Raw genomic sequence first — 15893 nt, 5'->3', positions numbered from 1 at the left:
CTGGTGGTTCTCTCTCTTGCCGCTTGTCTGCAACTCGAATTATTTAGGGTATATACTCTGGGCTTTTCAGGATGAAGGACGGTGGCAAGTCCACGCCCACCTGTAGCTTGAAAGACGATGAGTATATCGGGACACAAATGACGACGCTGACAGAAGACGATGTGCTTGAGCAACTGGATGCTCAAAATAATTTACTTTCGTTTATGACGACGGCACATAACATTTTGCTCCAGGGCATTAAGCGCTTTCTGCCGTCGCTGTTTGTCGATAATGATGAAGAAATTGTGGAATATGCAGTGAAGCCGTTACTCGCTCAAAGCGGGCCGCTTGACGATATCGACGTTGCATTACGTCTGATTTATGCGCTGGGGAAAATGGATAAATGGCTCTACGCTGACATCACCCATTTTTCTCAGTTTTATCAGTACCTGCATGAACAGGACGCGATTCCCGGTTTTGCCGACGACATTACCTGGGACTTCATCAGTAACGTTAACTGTATTACCCGTAATGCGCCCTTATATGGCGCGCTGGAGTCGATGAAGTTTGCCGACTTCGCCGCGTGGTCTGAAGTGCGTTTTACCGGTATGGTCAAAACGGCGATGGCGCTGGCGGTAACGACAATTTTAAAGGAATTAACGCCGTGAAAATCGCATTAACGGTTAATGGGCTGCACGTTGAAGCACATTATCATGATGATGAAATAGAGAAGGTTCACAAGCCCTTACTGCAACAACTGGCTAAAATACATGCCGCTAAACCTGAGCGCCGTACCATCGTTTTTCTTAGCGCGCCGCCCGGCACAGGCAAATCCACGCTGACCACCTTCTGGGAATATCTCTCTCGTCAGGATGCTGGCCTGCCGGAAATTCAAACGCTTCCCATGGATGGCTTTCATTACTATAACCGCTGGCTGGAGGCGCATCATTTACGTGCCTGTAAAGGCGCGCCGGAAACCTTTGACGTTGATAAGCTGGCGGAAAATCTGCGTCTGGTGCGGGCTGGCGAAGCGACCTGGCCGCAGTACGACCGACAGCGGCACGACCCGGTGGAACACGCTGTTGTGGTCACGGCGCCGATCGTGATTGTGGAAGGAAACTGGCTCCTGCGTGATGACGACAGATGGCGCGCGTTAGCGGAGTTTTGCGATTTCTCATTATTTATTCGCGCCCCGGCGGAAACCTTACGCGCCCGGTTGATTGGACGTAAACTGGCGGGAGGATTATCACAGGCGGAGGCGGAAACCTTTTATGAACGCACCGACGGCCCAAATGTGCGCCGGGTGCTGGAAAGTAGCCTGCCAGCCGATCTCATGCTGGAAATGACCTCTACGGGCGAATATCGGATGGCGTGTCCTTAATGATGTTACGCGGCGTTATCGCGCCATTATGCAGCCGTACCACCCGTGAAAAATGACGCCGGGTAAACGCAGCGTCATGGCTAATCGCCACGACGCTGGTTCCCCGTGCCCGGCATGTCGCCAGCCAGTGTTCAAATACGGTTAGCCAGTGGGCGTCAAAATCCCGGCTGGGTTCATCCAGCAATAACACAGGCGGCGCCATCGCCTCCAGACTGGCGACCGCCACCATCCGGCGCTGCGCGGCGTGCAGATCAAGCGGGTGTGCCTCGGCGACGTCCGTTAGCTGGCATAACCGCAGCGCGGCCTGCGTGCGCCGTGAAATTTCCTCCGCCGATAAGCGTTGTAGTTTCAGCCCAAAAGCGACCTCTTGCGCGACATTGCTGTGGAAAATCTGGTTTTCTGCTTCCTGAAAGAGTACGCCGATAGCGGCGGCGCGTTGACGATTTTTAAGCTGCGCAATCGGCTCTCCATTAAGCGTTACCGAGCCGGAAGTGGGGGAAAGCAGGCCGGCCATAATCCGTAACAGTGTTGATTTTCCCGCGCCGTTATCGCCGGTCAACGCCAGCCATTCGCCGTCACGAAGTTCAAGCGAGATAGCGTGCAAACAGTCGGCTGCGGCATCCGGCCAGCGATAAGCGACCTGATTTAACGTCAACATAATGGGGTTAGCGCTCCGTCGCGCAATTGCCATACCCGCTGGCATCGCGTCAGAAAAGGAAAATGGTTACGCTCAAAAAGCACAATGAGAGAATGACGTTCCAGCGCCCACTGTTGTAACCGTTCCAGCAGCATCCCGGTGGCCGCTGACGTCAGCCGACTGAAGGCTTCATCAAGAATTAACAGTCTGGGCTGCATGGCAAGCGCGCTGGCAATTACTACCCGCTGCGTTTCGCCGCCGGAGAGCGTGCCGGGATGGCGATGGCGTAACGACTGGCAGTTTGTCAGAGTCAGCGCCTCGTCAATGCGCCGTAAAATTTCCGCTTCATGGAGGCCGAGATTCTCCGGGCCAAACGCCACCTCTTCCTCTACGCTAAAGGTACAGCCGGAAAGCTGTAAATATGGCGATTGCTGCACCAACTGGATGGTGGGCGACTGTTCTACCAGCGGGAGCCGCCCGATAGGGACGCCAAGCAGTAAGCCTGTGCCGTCAATATCGCCGGGAAGATAATCCGGATACCAGCCAGCCATCAGTTGCGCCAGCGTACTTTTTCCGCTGCCGTTATCGCCGACTATTGCCACTATTCCGGGTGTTGAATAGTGGAAATCAAAACATGCCGGCGGGCGTGTCGCATCGGACGGAAGATAACGAAACTGCTCTAACGTAACCATATCCATACTCCCGCTTCCGCTAGTATTAGCAGTACCATGCCATACCGCGCAACCCGTTGTAACATGCTATCTTTCGGCGCCCACAGCGTGGTTCGGGCTCGATGCAGCCGAAACCCCCGCATATCCAACGCCGCGCCGCGTATTGTCAGATCGTTAAGCGCATTTTGCGTAAGCGGCACGATCAGCGCAGGCATAGCCCGTAGCCGCTGATACCAGCCTTCATCCAGCGGTACGCCGCGCGCGCGCTGGGCTTCATGAACGATCGTCAGTTGTCGTTTGAGTTGTTCGACGACCAGCAGCGGGCCAGCGAACAGGTAAGCGATGCCGGGTGGCAGACGTGAAGCGAACAGGGCGCGAATAAACCGCTGAACCGGCACATACTGCATCCATAGCTGCGACGTCGACACGATCGCCAGCAGACGTAGCCATAGCGTAACGGCATATACCCAGCGCTGCGGATCGCGAGGCTGCCCGCTTATCCATTCCGTTAGCCAACCGCCATGTACCAGCCATAGCCCAAACCCTAAAGACAGCATCAGCCAGGCGACATACTTCGCCCGCCGCCGCGTTGATTTCAGCGCCAGCAGACAGAGGAAGGCCGCCGCGCTATAAATCGGGAGCACGGTCTGCGCAGAGAGCAGCAGCGTGGTGCAGGCCGCCAGCGCCCATAAGGTTAACGAGGTAAACGGATGCATTTAGCGTACGGCTGACATCGCAGGAAAATGCCGTGTCGTACGTAACGGTAGCTGACGCAGCAGCACCCAAACGATGATCGCCGTCAGAATTTTATCGACCAGATTAGCACCTATGACGGTAATCGCGACCGACTCCACCAGGTTTTGGCCCATTGAATGCATCCAGGCGACGAATAAATCAGCGCCGCTACCGGTAACGCCGCCAAAAAGCGCGGTACGAAGCGGTACGGCGACCAGCGTCACCGCTAACGTAATGACGACGCCGCTGACGATCACTTTGGGCAGGGTACGAAACCAGCCTGCGCGCGCCAGCCACCCGGCGACCAGACCGATAACCATCGCTACCGGGGCAAACGCGGCAGCGATAGGGTCGGTAAGTAGCCCCCACAGCAAGTTGGTCAGAAGCCCAGTCAACATGCCGATGAACGGCCCTAACAGCACCGCACTAATTAAGGTGCCGATCGAGTCGAGAAAAATAGGCAGCTTCAACATGCTAATAAGCTGTCCGCCAATCATATTGATGGCAATAGCGATGACAATCAGCACCAGAGACTGGCTGGAAAACGGGCGACGCGCCATAAAGTACCTCTTAAAGAGTCGTCAATTAACGGGAAGAAATATGCAGTTCGTCATAACCGGAAATGGCGCACGGTTGACGGCTGAACGTCAGTGCTGGCAGCTCGCCGATAACCAGTTCCAGCGTGGTACGCACGGTACACCCTGGCATCATATGGCCGCCGAGCATAGCCCCGTAGGGATCTGATACCGCGAGATGCAGATGCTCGCCGGTCAATTCAAGCGTGCCGTTTAGCGAGATAACTTCAAACGTGCCGGTGAGCGATGTGGTCGCCTCTTGCCCGGCATAACGCAGCGCAACATCGGCCAGACTGCCGGTACACCCTGCAATCCAGGCGGCATGTAATTGGTTCTGTTGCACAAAGGCGTGTAATTGGGAAAACACTTCCTGGCCGGGAAGCAGACGAAGCGCGTAAAAGCGCGCTGTAGAGGCATTGTGGTGAGATACAGTCATCGTTACAGGACTCCGAGACTCGGACGTGGCGCTGATAATATAGACGCTGGCGGCAGCGCTTTCTGATATAAATCAGTATTTGTGACGCGGCGATGAAAAGATCTGACGGATGTACTGGTGATTCTTAAATATGGAATAAATTGCAGCGTAAGCGGCCATGAAATGTGATGCAGGTCAGATAACTGTCTTCTTCGACTGGACAAACATTCCTTTTATTCCCCGTTTCGCTTATTCTAGCTGAAGCGTTTCAGTTAATTAAATGTTCGACAATTAACCAATCAGTCGCAGTTTGCGACAGGTGAGGTTTTACTCGACGATGAGCTGCATTACTCTGTCAGCCTCATCTGAATCGGGATAGCCTTGCAGGAGACCTATGACCGTACGCATAGCGATTAATGGCTTTGGTCGCATCGGGCGTAACGTGGTTCGTGCTTTGTATGAATCCGGACGTCGGGCGGAAATTACCGTGGTGGCCATCAACGAGCTGGCGGATGCCGCAGGCATGGCGCATTTGTTGAAATACGATACCAGCCACGGGCGTTTTGCATGGGAGGTTCGCCACGAGCGCGAGCAGCTTTTTGTCGGCGACGATGTCATTCGTATTCTGCATGAACGAACGCTGGCGGATCTGCCGTGGCGCGAACTGGGCGTGGATATCGTGTTGGATTGTACGGGCGTATATGGCAACCGGGAGCATGGCGAGGCGCATATTGTCGCTGGCGCGAAGAAAGTGCTCTTTTCTCATCCGGGCAGCAACGATCTTGACGCCACCGTCGTTTTTGGCGTGAACCAGAATCAACTGCGTGCGGAACATCGTATTGTCTCAAACGCGTCCTGTACCACGAATTGCATAATCCCCGTCATTAAATTGTTGGATGATGCTTACGGCATCGAGTCTGGTACCGTCACGACGATCCACTCCGCGATGAACGATCAGCAGGTGATCGACGCGTATCACTCCGATCTACGGCGCACGCGCGCGGCCAGCCAGTCGATTATCCCGGTAGATACAAAACTGGCGGCAGGCATTACGCGTATATTCCCGCAGTTTAACGACCGTTTTGAGGCGATTGCCGTGCGCGTTCCAACCATTAATGTGACGGCGATCGATTTAAGCGTAACGGTGAAAAAACCAGTAAAAGCCAGTGAAGTCAACCAGTTGCTGCAAAAAGCAGCACAAGGTGCATTTCATGGTATAGTTGACTATACGGAATCACCGTTGGTCTCGATAGATTTTAACCACGACCCGCACAGCGCCATTGTTGATGGCACGCAAACCCGGGTCAGTGGCGCCCACCTGATCAAGACGCTGGTCTGGTGCGATAATGAATGGGGCTTTGCTAACCGGATGCTCGACACCACGTTAGCGATGGCCGCAGTTGGTTTCAGGCTCGACGCGTCAGCGTCGACAAAACTTTAAGCATCATTGAGAGGATTCACCATGTCTGTAATTAAGATGACCGATCTGGATCTGGCCGGGAAACGCGTTTTTATCCGTGCGGATCTGAACGTACCTGTTAAAGAAGGGAAAGTGACCAGCGACGCGCGTATCCGCGCCTCTCTGCCGACCATCGAACTGGCTCTGAAACAGGGCGCGAAAGTGATGGTAACTTCCCACCTGGGTCGTCCTACCGAAGGCGAGTACAACGAAGAATTCTCTCTGCTGCCGGTTGTTAACTACCTGAAAGACAAACTGTCTAACCCGGTTCGCCTGGTCAAAGATTACCTGGACGGCGTTGACGTGGCCGAAGGTGAGCTGGTGGTTCTGGAAAACGTTCGCTTTAACAAAGGCGAAAAGAAAGACGACGAAGCGCTGTCTAAAAAATATGCCGCCCTGTGTGACGTATTCGTGATGGACGCCTTTGGTACTGCGCACCGCGCGCAGGCTTCTACCCACGGTATCGGCAAATTTGCTGACGTCGCGTGCGCAGGCCCGCTGCTGGCCGCTGAACTGGATGCGCTGGGTAAAGCGCTGAAAGAACCGGCTCGTCCGATGGTGGCTATCGTTGGTGGTTCTAAAGTATCTACCAAACTGACCGTTCTGGATTCCCTGTCTAAAATCGCTGACCAGCTGATTGTCGGCGGCGGTATTGCCAACACCTTCGTTGCCGCTCAGGGCCACAGTGTCGGTAAATCCCTGTACGAAGCTGACCTGGTTGACGAAGCAAAACGTCTGCTGACCACTTGCGATATCCCGGTTCCGACCGATGTTCGCGTTGCCACCGAGTTCTCCGAAACCGCACCGGCGACTCTGAAATCCGTTAACGACGTGAAAGAAGACGAGCAGATCCTGGATATCGGCGATGCTTCCGCTCAGCAGCTGGCTGAAATCCTCAAGAATGCCAAAACCATTCTGTGGAACGGCCCGGTTGGCGTGTTTGAGTTCCCGAACTTCCGTAAAGGGACTGAAATCGTGGCGAATGCCATCGCTGATAGCGAAGCGTTTTCCATCGCTGGCGGCGGCGACACCCTGGCGGCAATCGACCTGTTCGGCATTGCTGACAAAATTTCCTACATTTCTACTGGCGGCGGCGCATTCCTCGAATTCGTGGAAGGTAAAGTTCTGCCAGCCGTAGCGATGCTCGAAGAGCGCGCTAAGAAGTAATCGTTACGGGCAGGGATTCCTGCCCGTTGATTTATCGCCGATCTGACATTCAGGGCGGCCCGTGTTTTTTCCCAAAGCCCGACGATACAGGACAACGAAACATGTCTAAAATTTTTGATTTCGTAAAACCAGGCGTGATCACTGGTGATGACGTACAGAAAGTGTTCCAGGTAGCAAAAGAAAACAATTTTGCTCTGCCGGCAGTTAACTGCGTGGGCACTGATTCCATCAACGCTGTTCTGGAAACCGCTGCAAAAGTTAAAGCACCGGTCATCGTTCAGTTCTCCAACGGCGGCGCGTCCTTCATCGCGGGTAAAGGCGTGAAAACTGACGTACCTCAGGGCGCGGCAATCCTGGGCGCTATCTCTGGCGCGCATCACGTTCATCAGATGGCTGAACATTATGGCGTTCCGGTTATCCTGCACACTGACCACTGCGCCAAGAAACTGCTGCCGTGGATCGACGGTCTGCTGGACGCGGGTGAAAAACACTTCGCGGCTACCGGTAAACCGCTGTTTTCTTCTCACATGATTGACCTGTCTGAAGAGTCTCTGCACGAAAACATCGAAATCTGCTCCAAATACCTGGCACGCATGTCCAAAATTGGCATGACTCTGGAAATCGAACTGGGTTGCACCGGTGGCGAAGAAGACGGCGTGGACAACAGCCACATGGACGCTTCTGCCCTGTACACCCAGCCGGAAGATGTTGATTACGCGTACACTGAGCTGAGCAAAATCAGCCCGCGTTTCACCATTGCCGCTTCCTTCGGTAACGTACACGGCGTTTACAAGCCGGGTAACGTGGTTCTGACCCCGACCATTCTGCGTGATTCTCAGGAGTATGTTTCTAAGAAACACAACCTGCCGCACAACAGCCTGAACTTCGTTTTCCACGGCGGTTCCGGTTCTACTGCTCAGGAAATCAAAGACTCCGTAAGCTACGGCGTAGTGAAAATGAACATCGATACCGATACCCAATGGGCAACCTGGGAAGGTGTTCTGAACTACTACAAAGAAAACGAAGCGTATCTGCAAGGCCAGCTGGGCAACCCGAAAGGCGAAGATCAGCCGAACAAGAAATACTATGACCCGCGCGTATGGCTGCGTGCTGGCCAGACTTCGATGATCGCTCGTCTGGAAAAAGCATTTAAAGAACTGAACGCGATTGACGTTCTGTAATGTAGTCTGTTGATTAAAATGGCTTCCCTCGGGAAGCCATTTTTTTATCGTTATTTCCGGAGAGCGGCGTTAACGCTTTCATCCGGCCAACTCACAGTGTGCCTGCCTTTTTGGGGATGATGCCGAAAAATGGCATATTCTTCTGTTTTTGTTTACCTTTAAAAAGTTCTTTTCGTGAGAATGATCTCATTTGCTTGTTTTGCTATGACCAAGGAATATTGAATGGAAGATTTGAATGTTGTCGACAGCATAAATGGTGCGGGCACCTGGCTGGTACGCAACCAGGCGTTATTGCTCAGCTATGCTGTGAATATTGTTGCGGCTATCGCTATTATCATCATCGGCTTGATTGTAGCGCGCGTGATCTCCAATACGGTAAATCGTCTGATGCGTGCGCGTCATATTGATGCGACAGTGGCCGACTTTCTTTCTGCGCTGGTGCGCTATGGGGTTATCGCTTTTACGCTGATTGCGGCTCTGGGTCGCGTGGGGGTTCAAACCGCCTCGGTTATTGCCGTACTGGGCGCCGCCGGTTTAGCCGTTGGCCTGGCATTACAGGGATCACTCTCTAACCTTGCGGCTGGGGTATTGCTGGTTATGTTCCGTCCGTTTCGCGCCGGTGAGTATGTCGATTTGGGCGGCGTTGCCGGTACGGTACTGAATGTGCAAATCTTTTCCACAACAATGCGCGCGGTAGACGGCAAAATTATTGTGATTCCGAATGGCAAAATTATCGCGGGTAATATCATCAACTATTCTCGTGAGCCGGTTCGCCGTAACGAATTCATTATTGGGGTGGCCTACGATTCGGATATCGATCAGGTGAAACAGCTGCTAACGACGATTATCGAGTCCGACGATCGTATTTTAAAAGATCGCGAAATGACGGTACGTTTGAATGAGCTGGGCGCCTCATCAATTAATTTTGTGGTGCGTGTCTGGAGTAAAAGCAGCGACCTGCAAAATGTCTACTGGGACGTGCTGGAACGTATTAAACGTGAATTCGACGCCGCTGGTATTAGCTTCCCGTACCCGCAGATGGACGTCAATTTTAAACGTGTGAAAGATAACGCCGCGGAGTAATTTTTCTCCCGCGCTGCCTGCCGGCGCTGCGCTTATCCGCCTCCAGTATTCTCTGGTTATTGAGCGGATAAGCGTAGCCGCCATCCGTTATTCAGTCTCTTCATTAGCTTTTCTTATTAGTGATTAAAATTATCAATTTCCGCTAATAATATTCCCGCGCTATAGTCTGCCTTTAAGAAAAACAGCTCAGGGTAGTTAACGTGATATCTTATTATTTTCAAGGGCTTGCCCTTGGCGCCGCCATGATCCTTCCGCTTGGCCCGCAAAATGCGTTTGTGATGAATCAGGGAATTCGTCGCCAGTACCACCTCATGATAGCGCTGCTTTGCGCGTTAAGTGATTTAGTCCTGATCAGCGCCGGTATTTTTGGCGGCAGCGCGTTGCTGATGCAGTCGCCGTGGCTGCTGGCGCTGGTCACATGGGGCGGGGTCGCGTTCTTGTTATGGTACGGTTTTGGCGCGCTGAAAACGGCAATGAGCAGTAATCTGGAGCTGGCCAGCGCCGAGGTTATGAAGCAGGGGCGCTGGAAAATTATTGCTACGATGCTGGCGGTAACGTGGCTGAATCCGCACGTTTATCTGGATACGTTTGTCGTGTTGGGCAGTCTCGGCGGGCAACTGGCTATGGAGCCAAAGCGCTGGTTTGCTCTCGGCACGATTAGCGCGTCGTTCTTATGGTTTTTTGGGTTAGCGCTACTGGCGGCCTGGCTTGCGCCTCGACTGCGTACGGCGAAAGCTCAACGCATTATCAACATTCTGGTTGGGGTGGTGATGTGGCTTATCGCCTTCCAACTGGCGCGGGAAGGCGTCGCGCATATGCACGCGCTTTTCAACTAAGCGTTGTCTGATGGACAACAGGCCGATATCCGCTAAGCTTGCCTGCATGCGCCCTGTATATCAGGGCAATGACTGCAATATGGAGGAGAGACTGTGAAGTTCAAAGTGATGGCCCTGGCGGCATTAGTGGGTTTAAGTGCAATGTCGGCGCAGGCAAGCGAATTGCCGGAAGGCCCGCACATCGTGACTTCCGGTACGGCAAGCGTCGATGCTGTGCCTGATATCGCCACCTTAGCGATTGAAGTGAACGTCGCGGCGAAGGATGCGGCGACGGCGAAGAAGCAGGCCGATGAGCGCGTGGCGCAATATCTTTCCTTCCTTGAGCAAAATCAGATTGCGAAAAAAGACATTAGCGCGGCGAATCTGCGCACGCAGCCGGATTATGATTACCAAAACGGTAAAAGCATTCTGAAAGGGTATCGCGCGGTGCGAACCGTTGAAGTGACGCTGCGTCAGTTAGATAAACTCAATTCGCTGCTGGACGGCGCGCTGAAGGCGGATCTGAACGAGATTCGTTCGGTATCGCTGGGCGTGGCGCAACCGGACGCCTATAAAGACAAGGCCCGCAAAGCCGCCATTGATGACGCGATTCATCAGGCGCAAGCGCTGGCAGCCGGTTTTAACAGCAAATTGGGGCCGGTTTACAGCGTTCGTTACCATGTCTCTAATTATCAGCCGAGTCCGGTGGTGCGAATGATGAAAGCCGCAGATGCTGCGCCGGTATCCGCGCAGGAAACTTACGAGCAGCCGACCATTCAGTTCGACGATCAGGTCGATGTGGTATTCCAGCTTGAACCTGGAACAGGGCAGACGTCGACAACGGCCGCCAGCACGCAGTAATCTCGCCCGGCCTGGGCGCTTCCAGGCCGCGTTTTCTCCCGGTGTTCTCGGTTTTTGCCGCCTGAACGCAATGATTTTGTGATGAATTTCAAAGAAGTGGCGGGAGAATAATGGGTTATGCAGGCCGGATAAGACGTTCACGCCGCCATCCGGCATTCATAGAGAGGCTAATCCTGACGCAGCACCTTGTGCCCGTACTCCAGTAGCGCGTCGGTCACTTTGCGCATCATCCGGCTTTCCGGGGCAAAGCGGTGCCAGTAAAGCATCCGGCGCTGTAGCAAACCAGGCGTTAAGTTGATCAACTCGCCGCTTTCCAGCTCTTTCTCAATCTGCAGGTGAGGGATCATGCAGCAGGTCGTGCCCTGGCGCGCAAGCTGTACAAACGCTTCGGATGAATTAACGATATGGCACGGCACGCTGCCGGGCGGTAGATCGAAATTCTGTTGCAAAAAGGCCTGATGCATATCATCCAGATGGTCGAACGCGACGGCGGGCGCTTTCAGCAGCGACGACCGGGTAACGCCATTGGGGAAATAGCGCTCGGCAAACGGCTTTGACGCGACAAACAGATAGTCGAGCGCGCCCAGTTTGTCTACCAGGCAACTGGGCAGCGCCTGATGCTGAATACTCACCGCGCCCACCACCTCGCCGCGACGCAGACGTTCTTGCGTGCGCGTTTCATCTTCCACCTGTAAATTGAGACGGATAGGGGAGTCCGCCAGCACCGGCGCCAGCGCCGGAAGCAGCCAGGTCGCCAGACTGTCGGCGTTAACCGCCAGCGACAGCAGCAGCGGCGTAGAGCCGGTTTGTTCATCGCCCAGCCACTCTTCTTCCAGCAGTTCAACCTGACGCAGCAGAGCCAGTAATTTTTGCCCTTGCTCCGTGGGGCGAGGAGGAACGGTACGCACCAACAACGGTTGTCCGAACATATTCTCAAGCTGTTTTATGCGCTGTGAGACGGCGGATTGCGTGATGCACAGCTTCTGGGCGGCGCGCTCGAATCCTCGTTCACGTATAACGGCATCCAGCGCCTGTAGTGTTCTGTAGTCCGGACGTTTCATTGTTGTGTCATGCTCCTGTTATTTTTTTCCGCACTATGACATAAATTTGCCGTCGGTACAGATGAAATCCGTAGCCTGTGTACGGACACGGAGATTTTTCCCGACAATGTTCTATAATGCGGCTGTATTTTCACACCACAGGCGAAACGATCTATGACGCAGGATGAACTGAAAAAAGCGGTAGGATGGGCGGCACTTCAGTATGTACAGCCCGGCACCATTGTGGGCGTTGGTACAGGCTCAACGGCCGCACACTTTATTGATGCGCTGGGCACAATGAAAGGCCAGATTGAAGGCGCGGTCTCCAGCTCGGACGCCTCGACTGAAAAACTCAAAGGCCTCGGTATTCATGTGTTTGATCTCAACGAAGTGGATAGCCTGGGTATCTATGTCGATGGCGCGGACGAAATCAACGGTCATATGCAGATGATCAAAGGCGGCGGCGCGGCATTAACCCGTGAGAAAATTATTGCTTCCGTGGCGGAGAAATTTATCTGCATTGCGGATGCCTCTAAGCAGGTAGATATTCTTGGCAAATTCCCGTTGCCGGTCGAAGTGATTCCGATGGCGCGCAGCGCGGTCGCTCGTCAACTGGTGAAGCTGGGCGGGCGTCCGGAGTACCGTCAGAACGTGGTCACGGATAACGGCAACGTGATTCTGGATGTTTATGGTATGGAAATCCTTGATCCCATCGCGCTGGAAAACGCCATTAACGCGATTCCGGGCGTCGTGACCGTAGGGTTGTTCGCCAACCGTGGCGCCGATGTCGCACTGATCGGCACGCCGGACGGGGTGAAAACCATCGTAAAATGATCCCGCCAGGCGTATTTCCTGCCGCGTAAAAAATTCGGTCAGGGCAAATTTGGTGACATGTATCACGTTTAATCGTTTGCCCTGCCGATCCCTCCAAAGAAAAAGTTATTCCCGGTATTTTCATCTGCTATTTCCCGCTGTATGCGATTCCTTCACGACGCTGGCGCAAACGTTCATATTGCCGTGATAATTTTTTTTGATATGTTGAAGGACGGATGCAAATCCACACACAACATCAGATGGCAAAAAAAGACAGGATCGGGGAAATGGCAAAGGTATCGCTGGAGAAAGATAAAATTAAATTTCTGCTGGTTGAAGGGGTGCATCAAAAGGCGCTGGAAAGCCTTCGTGCGGCAGGTTACACCAACATTGAATATCACAAGGGCGCGCTGGACGCTGAACAGTTGAAAGCGTCCATCCGCGATGCCCACTTCATCGGTCTGCGATCCCGTACTCATCTGACAGAAGAAGTGATTAACGCCGCAGAGAAGCTGGTGGCGATTGGCTGTTTTTGCATCGGCACCAACCAGGTGGATTTAAATGCGGCGGCAAAACGCGGCATTCCGGTCTTTAACGCGCCATTCTCGAATACCCGTTCTGTGGCGGAGCTGGTGATTGGCGAGCTATTGCTGCTGCTGCGCGGCGTGCCGGAAGCGAACGCCAAAGCGCACCGCGGCGTATGGAATAAACTGGCGGCGGGATCGTTCGAAGCGCGCGGTAAAAAGCTTGGTATTATCGGTTACGGCCATATCGGAACGCAGTTGGGCATTCTGGCGGAATCGCTGGGGATGCATGTCTATTTCTATGATATTGAAAATAAACTGCCGCTTGGTAACGCAACTCAGGTGCAGCACCTGTCTGAATTGCTGAATATGAGCGATGTGGTCAGTCTGCACGTACCTGAAAACGCCTCCACCAAAAACATGATGGGTGCTAAAGAGATTGCCCTGATGAAGCCGGGTTCGCTGCTGATTAACGCCGCGCGCGGTACGGTAGTGGATATCCCGGCTTTGTGCGACGCGCTGGCGACGAAACATCTGGCGGGGGCGGCTATCGACGTCTTCCCGACGGAACCGGCCACTAATAGCGATCCGTTTACCTCTCCGCTGTGCGAATTCGATAACGTGATCCTGACGCCGCATATCGGCGGCTCGACGCAGGAGGCGCAAGAAAACATCGGTCTGGAAGTTGCAGGAAAACTGATTAAGTATTCGGATAACGGCTCGACGCTTTCCGCCGTGAACTTCCCGGAAGTGTCGCTGCCGCTGCACGGTGGTCGTCGCCTGATGCACATCCACGAAAACCGCCCAGGTGTATTGACCGCGCTTAACCAGATCTTTGCCGAGCAGGGCGTTAACATTGCCGCGCAGTATCTGCAAACCTCCGCCCGAATGGGGTATGTGGTAATTGATATAGAAGCCGATGGCGATGTGGCGGAGAAAGCGCTGCTGGCGATGAAGGCGATTCCGGGCACCATTCGCGCCCGTCTGCTGTACTAATTTCCTCTAAATGGGCAGGAGATGACCTGCCCATCCTTTCTCTGGTTTCCCTGCCTCAACATCTCTTCGTGTAACGCATACATTCTGTTTTCGAGCCTTGCCGCAATTGGTAATTAAAGGCAGCGTTGCGTGTTGTACAGCAATAAAAGGAATTTACGATAAGGGCTCAGCATAGCGCTGAAACGGGAAAGCCCCTACCGAGGCAGGGGCTCTAAAAAGGAAAGGGACGATGATGAGATACGTCATCATGCTGCTGATCCTGTTAATCATCGCTTGCCCAGCATATTAACAGTGAGTACGCAGGAGGGAGGTTCGCCTCCCTCACCCTTCACCGAGAAATTTAGGTCAAAAAAGCGACGCTGTCAATCGACAAAACACGGCTACCACTCCCAAATTTTGGACGGCGTCACCACCGCAGGCAGCGGGATATCCCACTCTTCAACCGGCAGCTTTTCCACTAACTGGCAATCATGCGCGTAGCCCACAGGTAGGATCTTATGCTGCTGCCAGTTTTGCAACGTACGGTCATAAAATCCGCCGCCCATCCCCAGGCGCTGCCCGCCTTCGTCAAACGCCACTAACGGCGTTACCAGCACATCCAGCTTTGCCAGCGGCAATACGTCGCGGACATCAAGCCGTGGCTCCCGGATCTTTAAGCGGTTGGTCACCAGTGCACTCTGCGGATGATAGTGCAGGAACAGGAGGTTGCCAGGGCTGAAGGGATGAAGAACCGGAAGGTAGACGCGCTTGCCCGCTTGCCATAGCTGTTCTATCAGCGGCTGGGTGTCGAGTTCGCCATCAAAGGAGAGAAACACGGCGACAGTGTGCGCCATCACGACGGGAGGAAAGCTGAGCATTCGGGCGGCGGCCTGTTGACCAAAGCGGCGTTGCTGCTCTGGCGTTAGCGCACGGCGACGTTGCCGAATCATTCGGCGGATTTCTTGTCGTGATAAAGAGAGTTCGGGAAGTTGCGTCATGGCTGTTGCCAGTCAGAAGGGGAATCTCCGAGATGCCGCCGCAGGCTGTAACCCTTGAACCCTTGGTTCAAGGTGAATGTGTCGTCACAGTTTTAAGGCTTCTCGGACGAACCGAGCATGCTCACCAACCGCGGAGCGCCACATTCTTGTGGTATGAAATATCGGCTCAGGGGACTGGCCCGCTTGCAAACATCTCAGAGAAATTCTGTTTTCACAATCACTTTACCATAGTAAAGCGAAAAGTGTTATTCAAAGTTTTGGCCCGTTTTTTCGGTTATGCGACCTTGATCAAGCAACGCCTGTTCGATGGTCTGTTGTAGCATCCGAATACGTTGTTCCATGCTCGCCGCGTAATCGCGGGTCTTCGCTTTTTCCTGAGTTAACTCATAGCTGATATTCAATGCGGCAATGAAAACCAACTGCTCAGTATTTGTGACTCTAGTGCGAACTTTCAGATCTTGCAACCGCTGATTCAGATCGTCCGCAGCCTGATTCAACGCATCCCTTTGGTCAGGCGGGCAATTCACTCGCAGTGAACGGCCAAATATTTGGATATCGACGGGTTGTGCAGACATGCCACCTTC

Annotated in this window: 18 protein-coding genes and 1 other RNA gene; 10 read left to right on the top strand and 9 right to left on the bottom strand. The window is 53.6% G+C overall.

Going from position 1 to position 15893, the window contains the following annotated elements; all coding sequences use genetic code 11:
- Positions 1-137: 137 nt before the first annotated feature.
- Positions 138-647: an MltR family transcriptional regulator gene (locus NA624_RS20395; protein WP_000209974.1), complete on the top strand. Its 510-nt coding sequence runs from the start codon at positions 138-140 to the stop codon at positions 645-647.
- On the top strand, positions 644-1360 hold the full coding sequence (locus tag NA624_RS20390) for a nucleoside/nucleotide kinase family protein (RefSeq protein WP_000684838.1): 717 nt from the start codon (positions 644-646) through the stop codon (positions 1358-1360). Before NA624_RS20395 ends, NA624_RS20390 begins: the two co-directional genes overlap by 4 nt.
- Here the strand turns inward: NA624_RS20390 and NA624_RS20385 are convergent.
- From NA624_RS20385 to NA624_RS20365, 5 genes are read right to left on the bottom strand one after another with little or no spacing between them, the layout of a single operon-like run.
- Positions 1329-2018 (bottom strand): energy-coupling factor ABC transporter ATP-binding protein, encoded by a 690-nt coding sequence (locus tag NA624_RS20385; RefSeq protein ID WP_000956926.1) that lies wholly within the window; start codon positions 2016-2018, stop codon positions 1329-1331. The genes NA624_RS20390 and NA624_RS20385 overlap by 32 nt on opposite strands.
- A complete protein-coding gene (locus tag NA624_RS20380; RefSeq protein ID WP_001520421.1) occupies positions 2012-2689 on the bottom strand; it encodes an ABC transporter ATP-binding protein in 678 nt (225 codons plus the stop codon). Before NA624_RS20380 ends, NA624_RS20385 begins: the two co-directional genes overlap by 7 nt.
- Positions 2677-3384, bottom strand: coding sequence for an energy-coupling factor transporter transmembrane component T (locus NA624_RS20375; RefSeq protein WP_000553281.1), 708 nt, complete (start codon positions 3382-3384; stop codon positions 2677-2679). The genes NA624_RS20380 and NA624_RS20375 overlap by 13 nt, the downstream gene beginning before the upstream one ends.
- A complete protein-coding gene (locus NA624_RS20370) occupies positions 3385-3963 on the bottom strand; it encodes an ECF transporter S component (RefSeq protein WP_000124001.1) in 579 nt (192 codons plus the stop codon).
- A gap of 25 nt (positions 3964-3988) precedes the next feature.
- Complete coding sequence (locus tag NA624_RS20365) at positions 3989-4414, bottom strand: PPC domain-containing DNA-binding protein (RefSeq protein ID WP_000218562.1); 426 nt, start codon at positions 4412-4414, stop codon at positions 3989-3991.
- A gap of 373 nt (positions 4415-4787) precedes the next feature.
- Between NA624_RS20365 and epd the strand changes: the two genes are divergently transcribed.
- From epd to NA624_RS20335, 6 genes are all read left to right on the top strand, one after another.
- Positions 4788-5834: an erythrose-4-phosphate dehydrogenase gene (gene epd / locus NA624_RS20360; protein ID WP_000218330.1), complete on the top strand. Its 1047-nt coding sequence runs from the start codon at positions 4788-4790 to the stop codon at positions 5832-5834.
- A gap of 21 nt (positions 5835-5855) precedes the next feature.
- Complete coding sequence (gene pgk / locus NA624_RS20355; protein WP_000111274.1) at positions 5856-7019, top strand: phosphoglycerate kinase; 1164 nt, start codon at positions 5856-5858, stop codon at positions 7017-7019.
- Positions 7020-7120: 101 nt separating this feature from the next.
- Positions 7121-8200, top strand: coding sequence for a class II fructose-bisphosphate aldolase (fbaA, locus tag NA624_RS20350; protein ID WP_000034387.1), 1080 nt, complete (start codon positions 7121-7123; stop codon positions 8198-8200).
- Positions 8201-8422: 222 nt separating this feature from the next.
- The gene (locus NA624_RS20345; RefSeq protein ID WP_000389833.1) at positions 8423-9283 is read left to right on the top strand and encodes a small-conductance mechanosensitive channel MscS; all 861 of its coding nucleotides are present in this window, start codon (positions 8423-8425) and stop codon (positions 9281-9283) included.
- A gap of 200 nt (positions 9284-9483) precedes the next feature.
- On the top strand, positions 9484-10119 hold the full coding sequence (gene argO / locus NA624_RS20340) for an arginine exporter ArgO (RefSeq protein ID WP_000626876.1): 636 nt from the start codon (positions 9484-9486) through the stop codon (positions 10117-10119).
- Between the two features lie 93 nt (positions 10120-10212).
- Positions 10213-10959 carry an oxidative stress defense protein gene (locus tag NA624_RS20335; protein ID WP_000669852.1) on the top strand — a complete coding sequence of 249 codons (747 nt, stop codon included), beginning with the start codon at positions 10213-10215 and terminating at the stop codon, positions 10957-10959.
- Positions 10960-11126: 167 nt separating this feature from the next.
- Here the strand turns inward: NA624_RS20335 and argP are convergent, their stop codons facing one another.
- Complete coding sequence (gene argP / locus NA624_RS20330; RefSeq protein ID WP_000828345.1) at positions 11127-12020, bottom strand: DNA-binding transcriptional regulator ArgP; 894 nt, start codon at positions 12018-12020, stop codon at positions 11127-11129.
- A 153-nt stretch (positions 12021-12173) separates the two neighbouring features.
- Between argP and rpiA the strand changes: the two genes are divergently transcribed.
- Positions 12174-12833: a ribose-5-phosphate isomerase RpiA gene (gene rpiA, locus NA624_RS20325; RefSeq protein WP_000189741.1), complete on the top strand. Its 660-nt coding sequence runs from the start codon at positions 12174-12176 to the stop codon at positions 12831-12833.
- Positions 12834-13099: 266 nt separating this feature from the next.
- Positions 13100-14332 (top strand): phosphoglycerate dehydrogenase, encoded by a 1233-nt coding sequence (gene serA / locus NA624_RS20320; protein WP_001151627.1) that lies wholly within the window; start codon positions 13100-13102, stop codon positions 14330-14332.
- Between the two features lie 380 nt (positions 14333-14712).
- Here serA and NA624_RS20315 read toward each other — a convergent pair whose 3' ends face one another.
- The 3 genes from NA624_RS20315 to zapA form a co-directional block, all read right to left on the bottom strand.
- Positions 14713-15309 carry a 5-formyltetrahydrofolate cyclo-ligase gene (locus tag NA624_RS20315; protein WP_001528060.1) on the bottom strand — a complete coding sequence of 199 codons (597 nt, stop codon included), beginning with the start codon at positions 15307-15309 and terminating at the stop codon, positions 14713-14715.
- A gap of 20 nt (positions 15310-15329) precedes the next feature.
- Positions 15330-15513: non-coding RNA, 6S RNA (gene ssrS / locus NA624_RS20310), on the bottom strand.
- Positions 15514-15554: 41 nt separating this feature from the next.
- Positions 15555-15884: a cell division protein ZapA gene (zapA, locus tag NA624_RS20305; protein ID WP_001276011.1), complete on the bottom strand. Its 330-nt coding sequence runs from the start codon at positions 15882-15884 to the stop codon at positions 15555-15557.
- Positions 15885-15893 lie beyond the last annotated feature (9 nt).

The organism is Salmonella sp. NW38 (assembly GCF_051807745.1).
In the GTDB taxonomy this organism is placed as follows: domain Bacteria; phylum Pseudomonadota; class Gammaproteobacteria; order Enterobacterales; family Enterobacteriaceae; genus Salmonella; species Salmonella enterica.
This window is presented reverse-complemented; position numbering and strand designations above follow the sequence as displayed.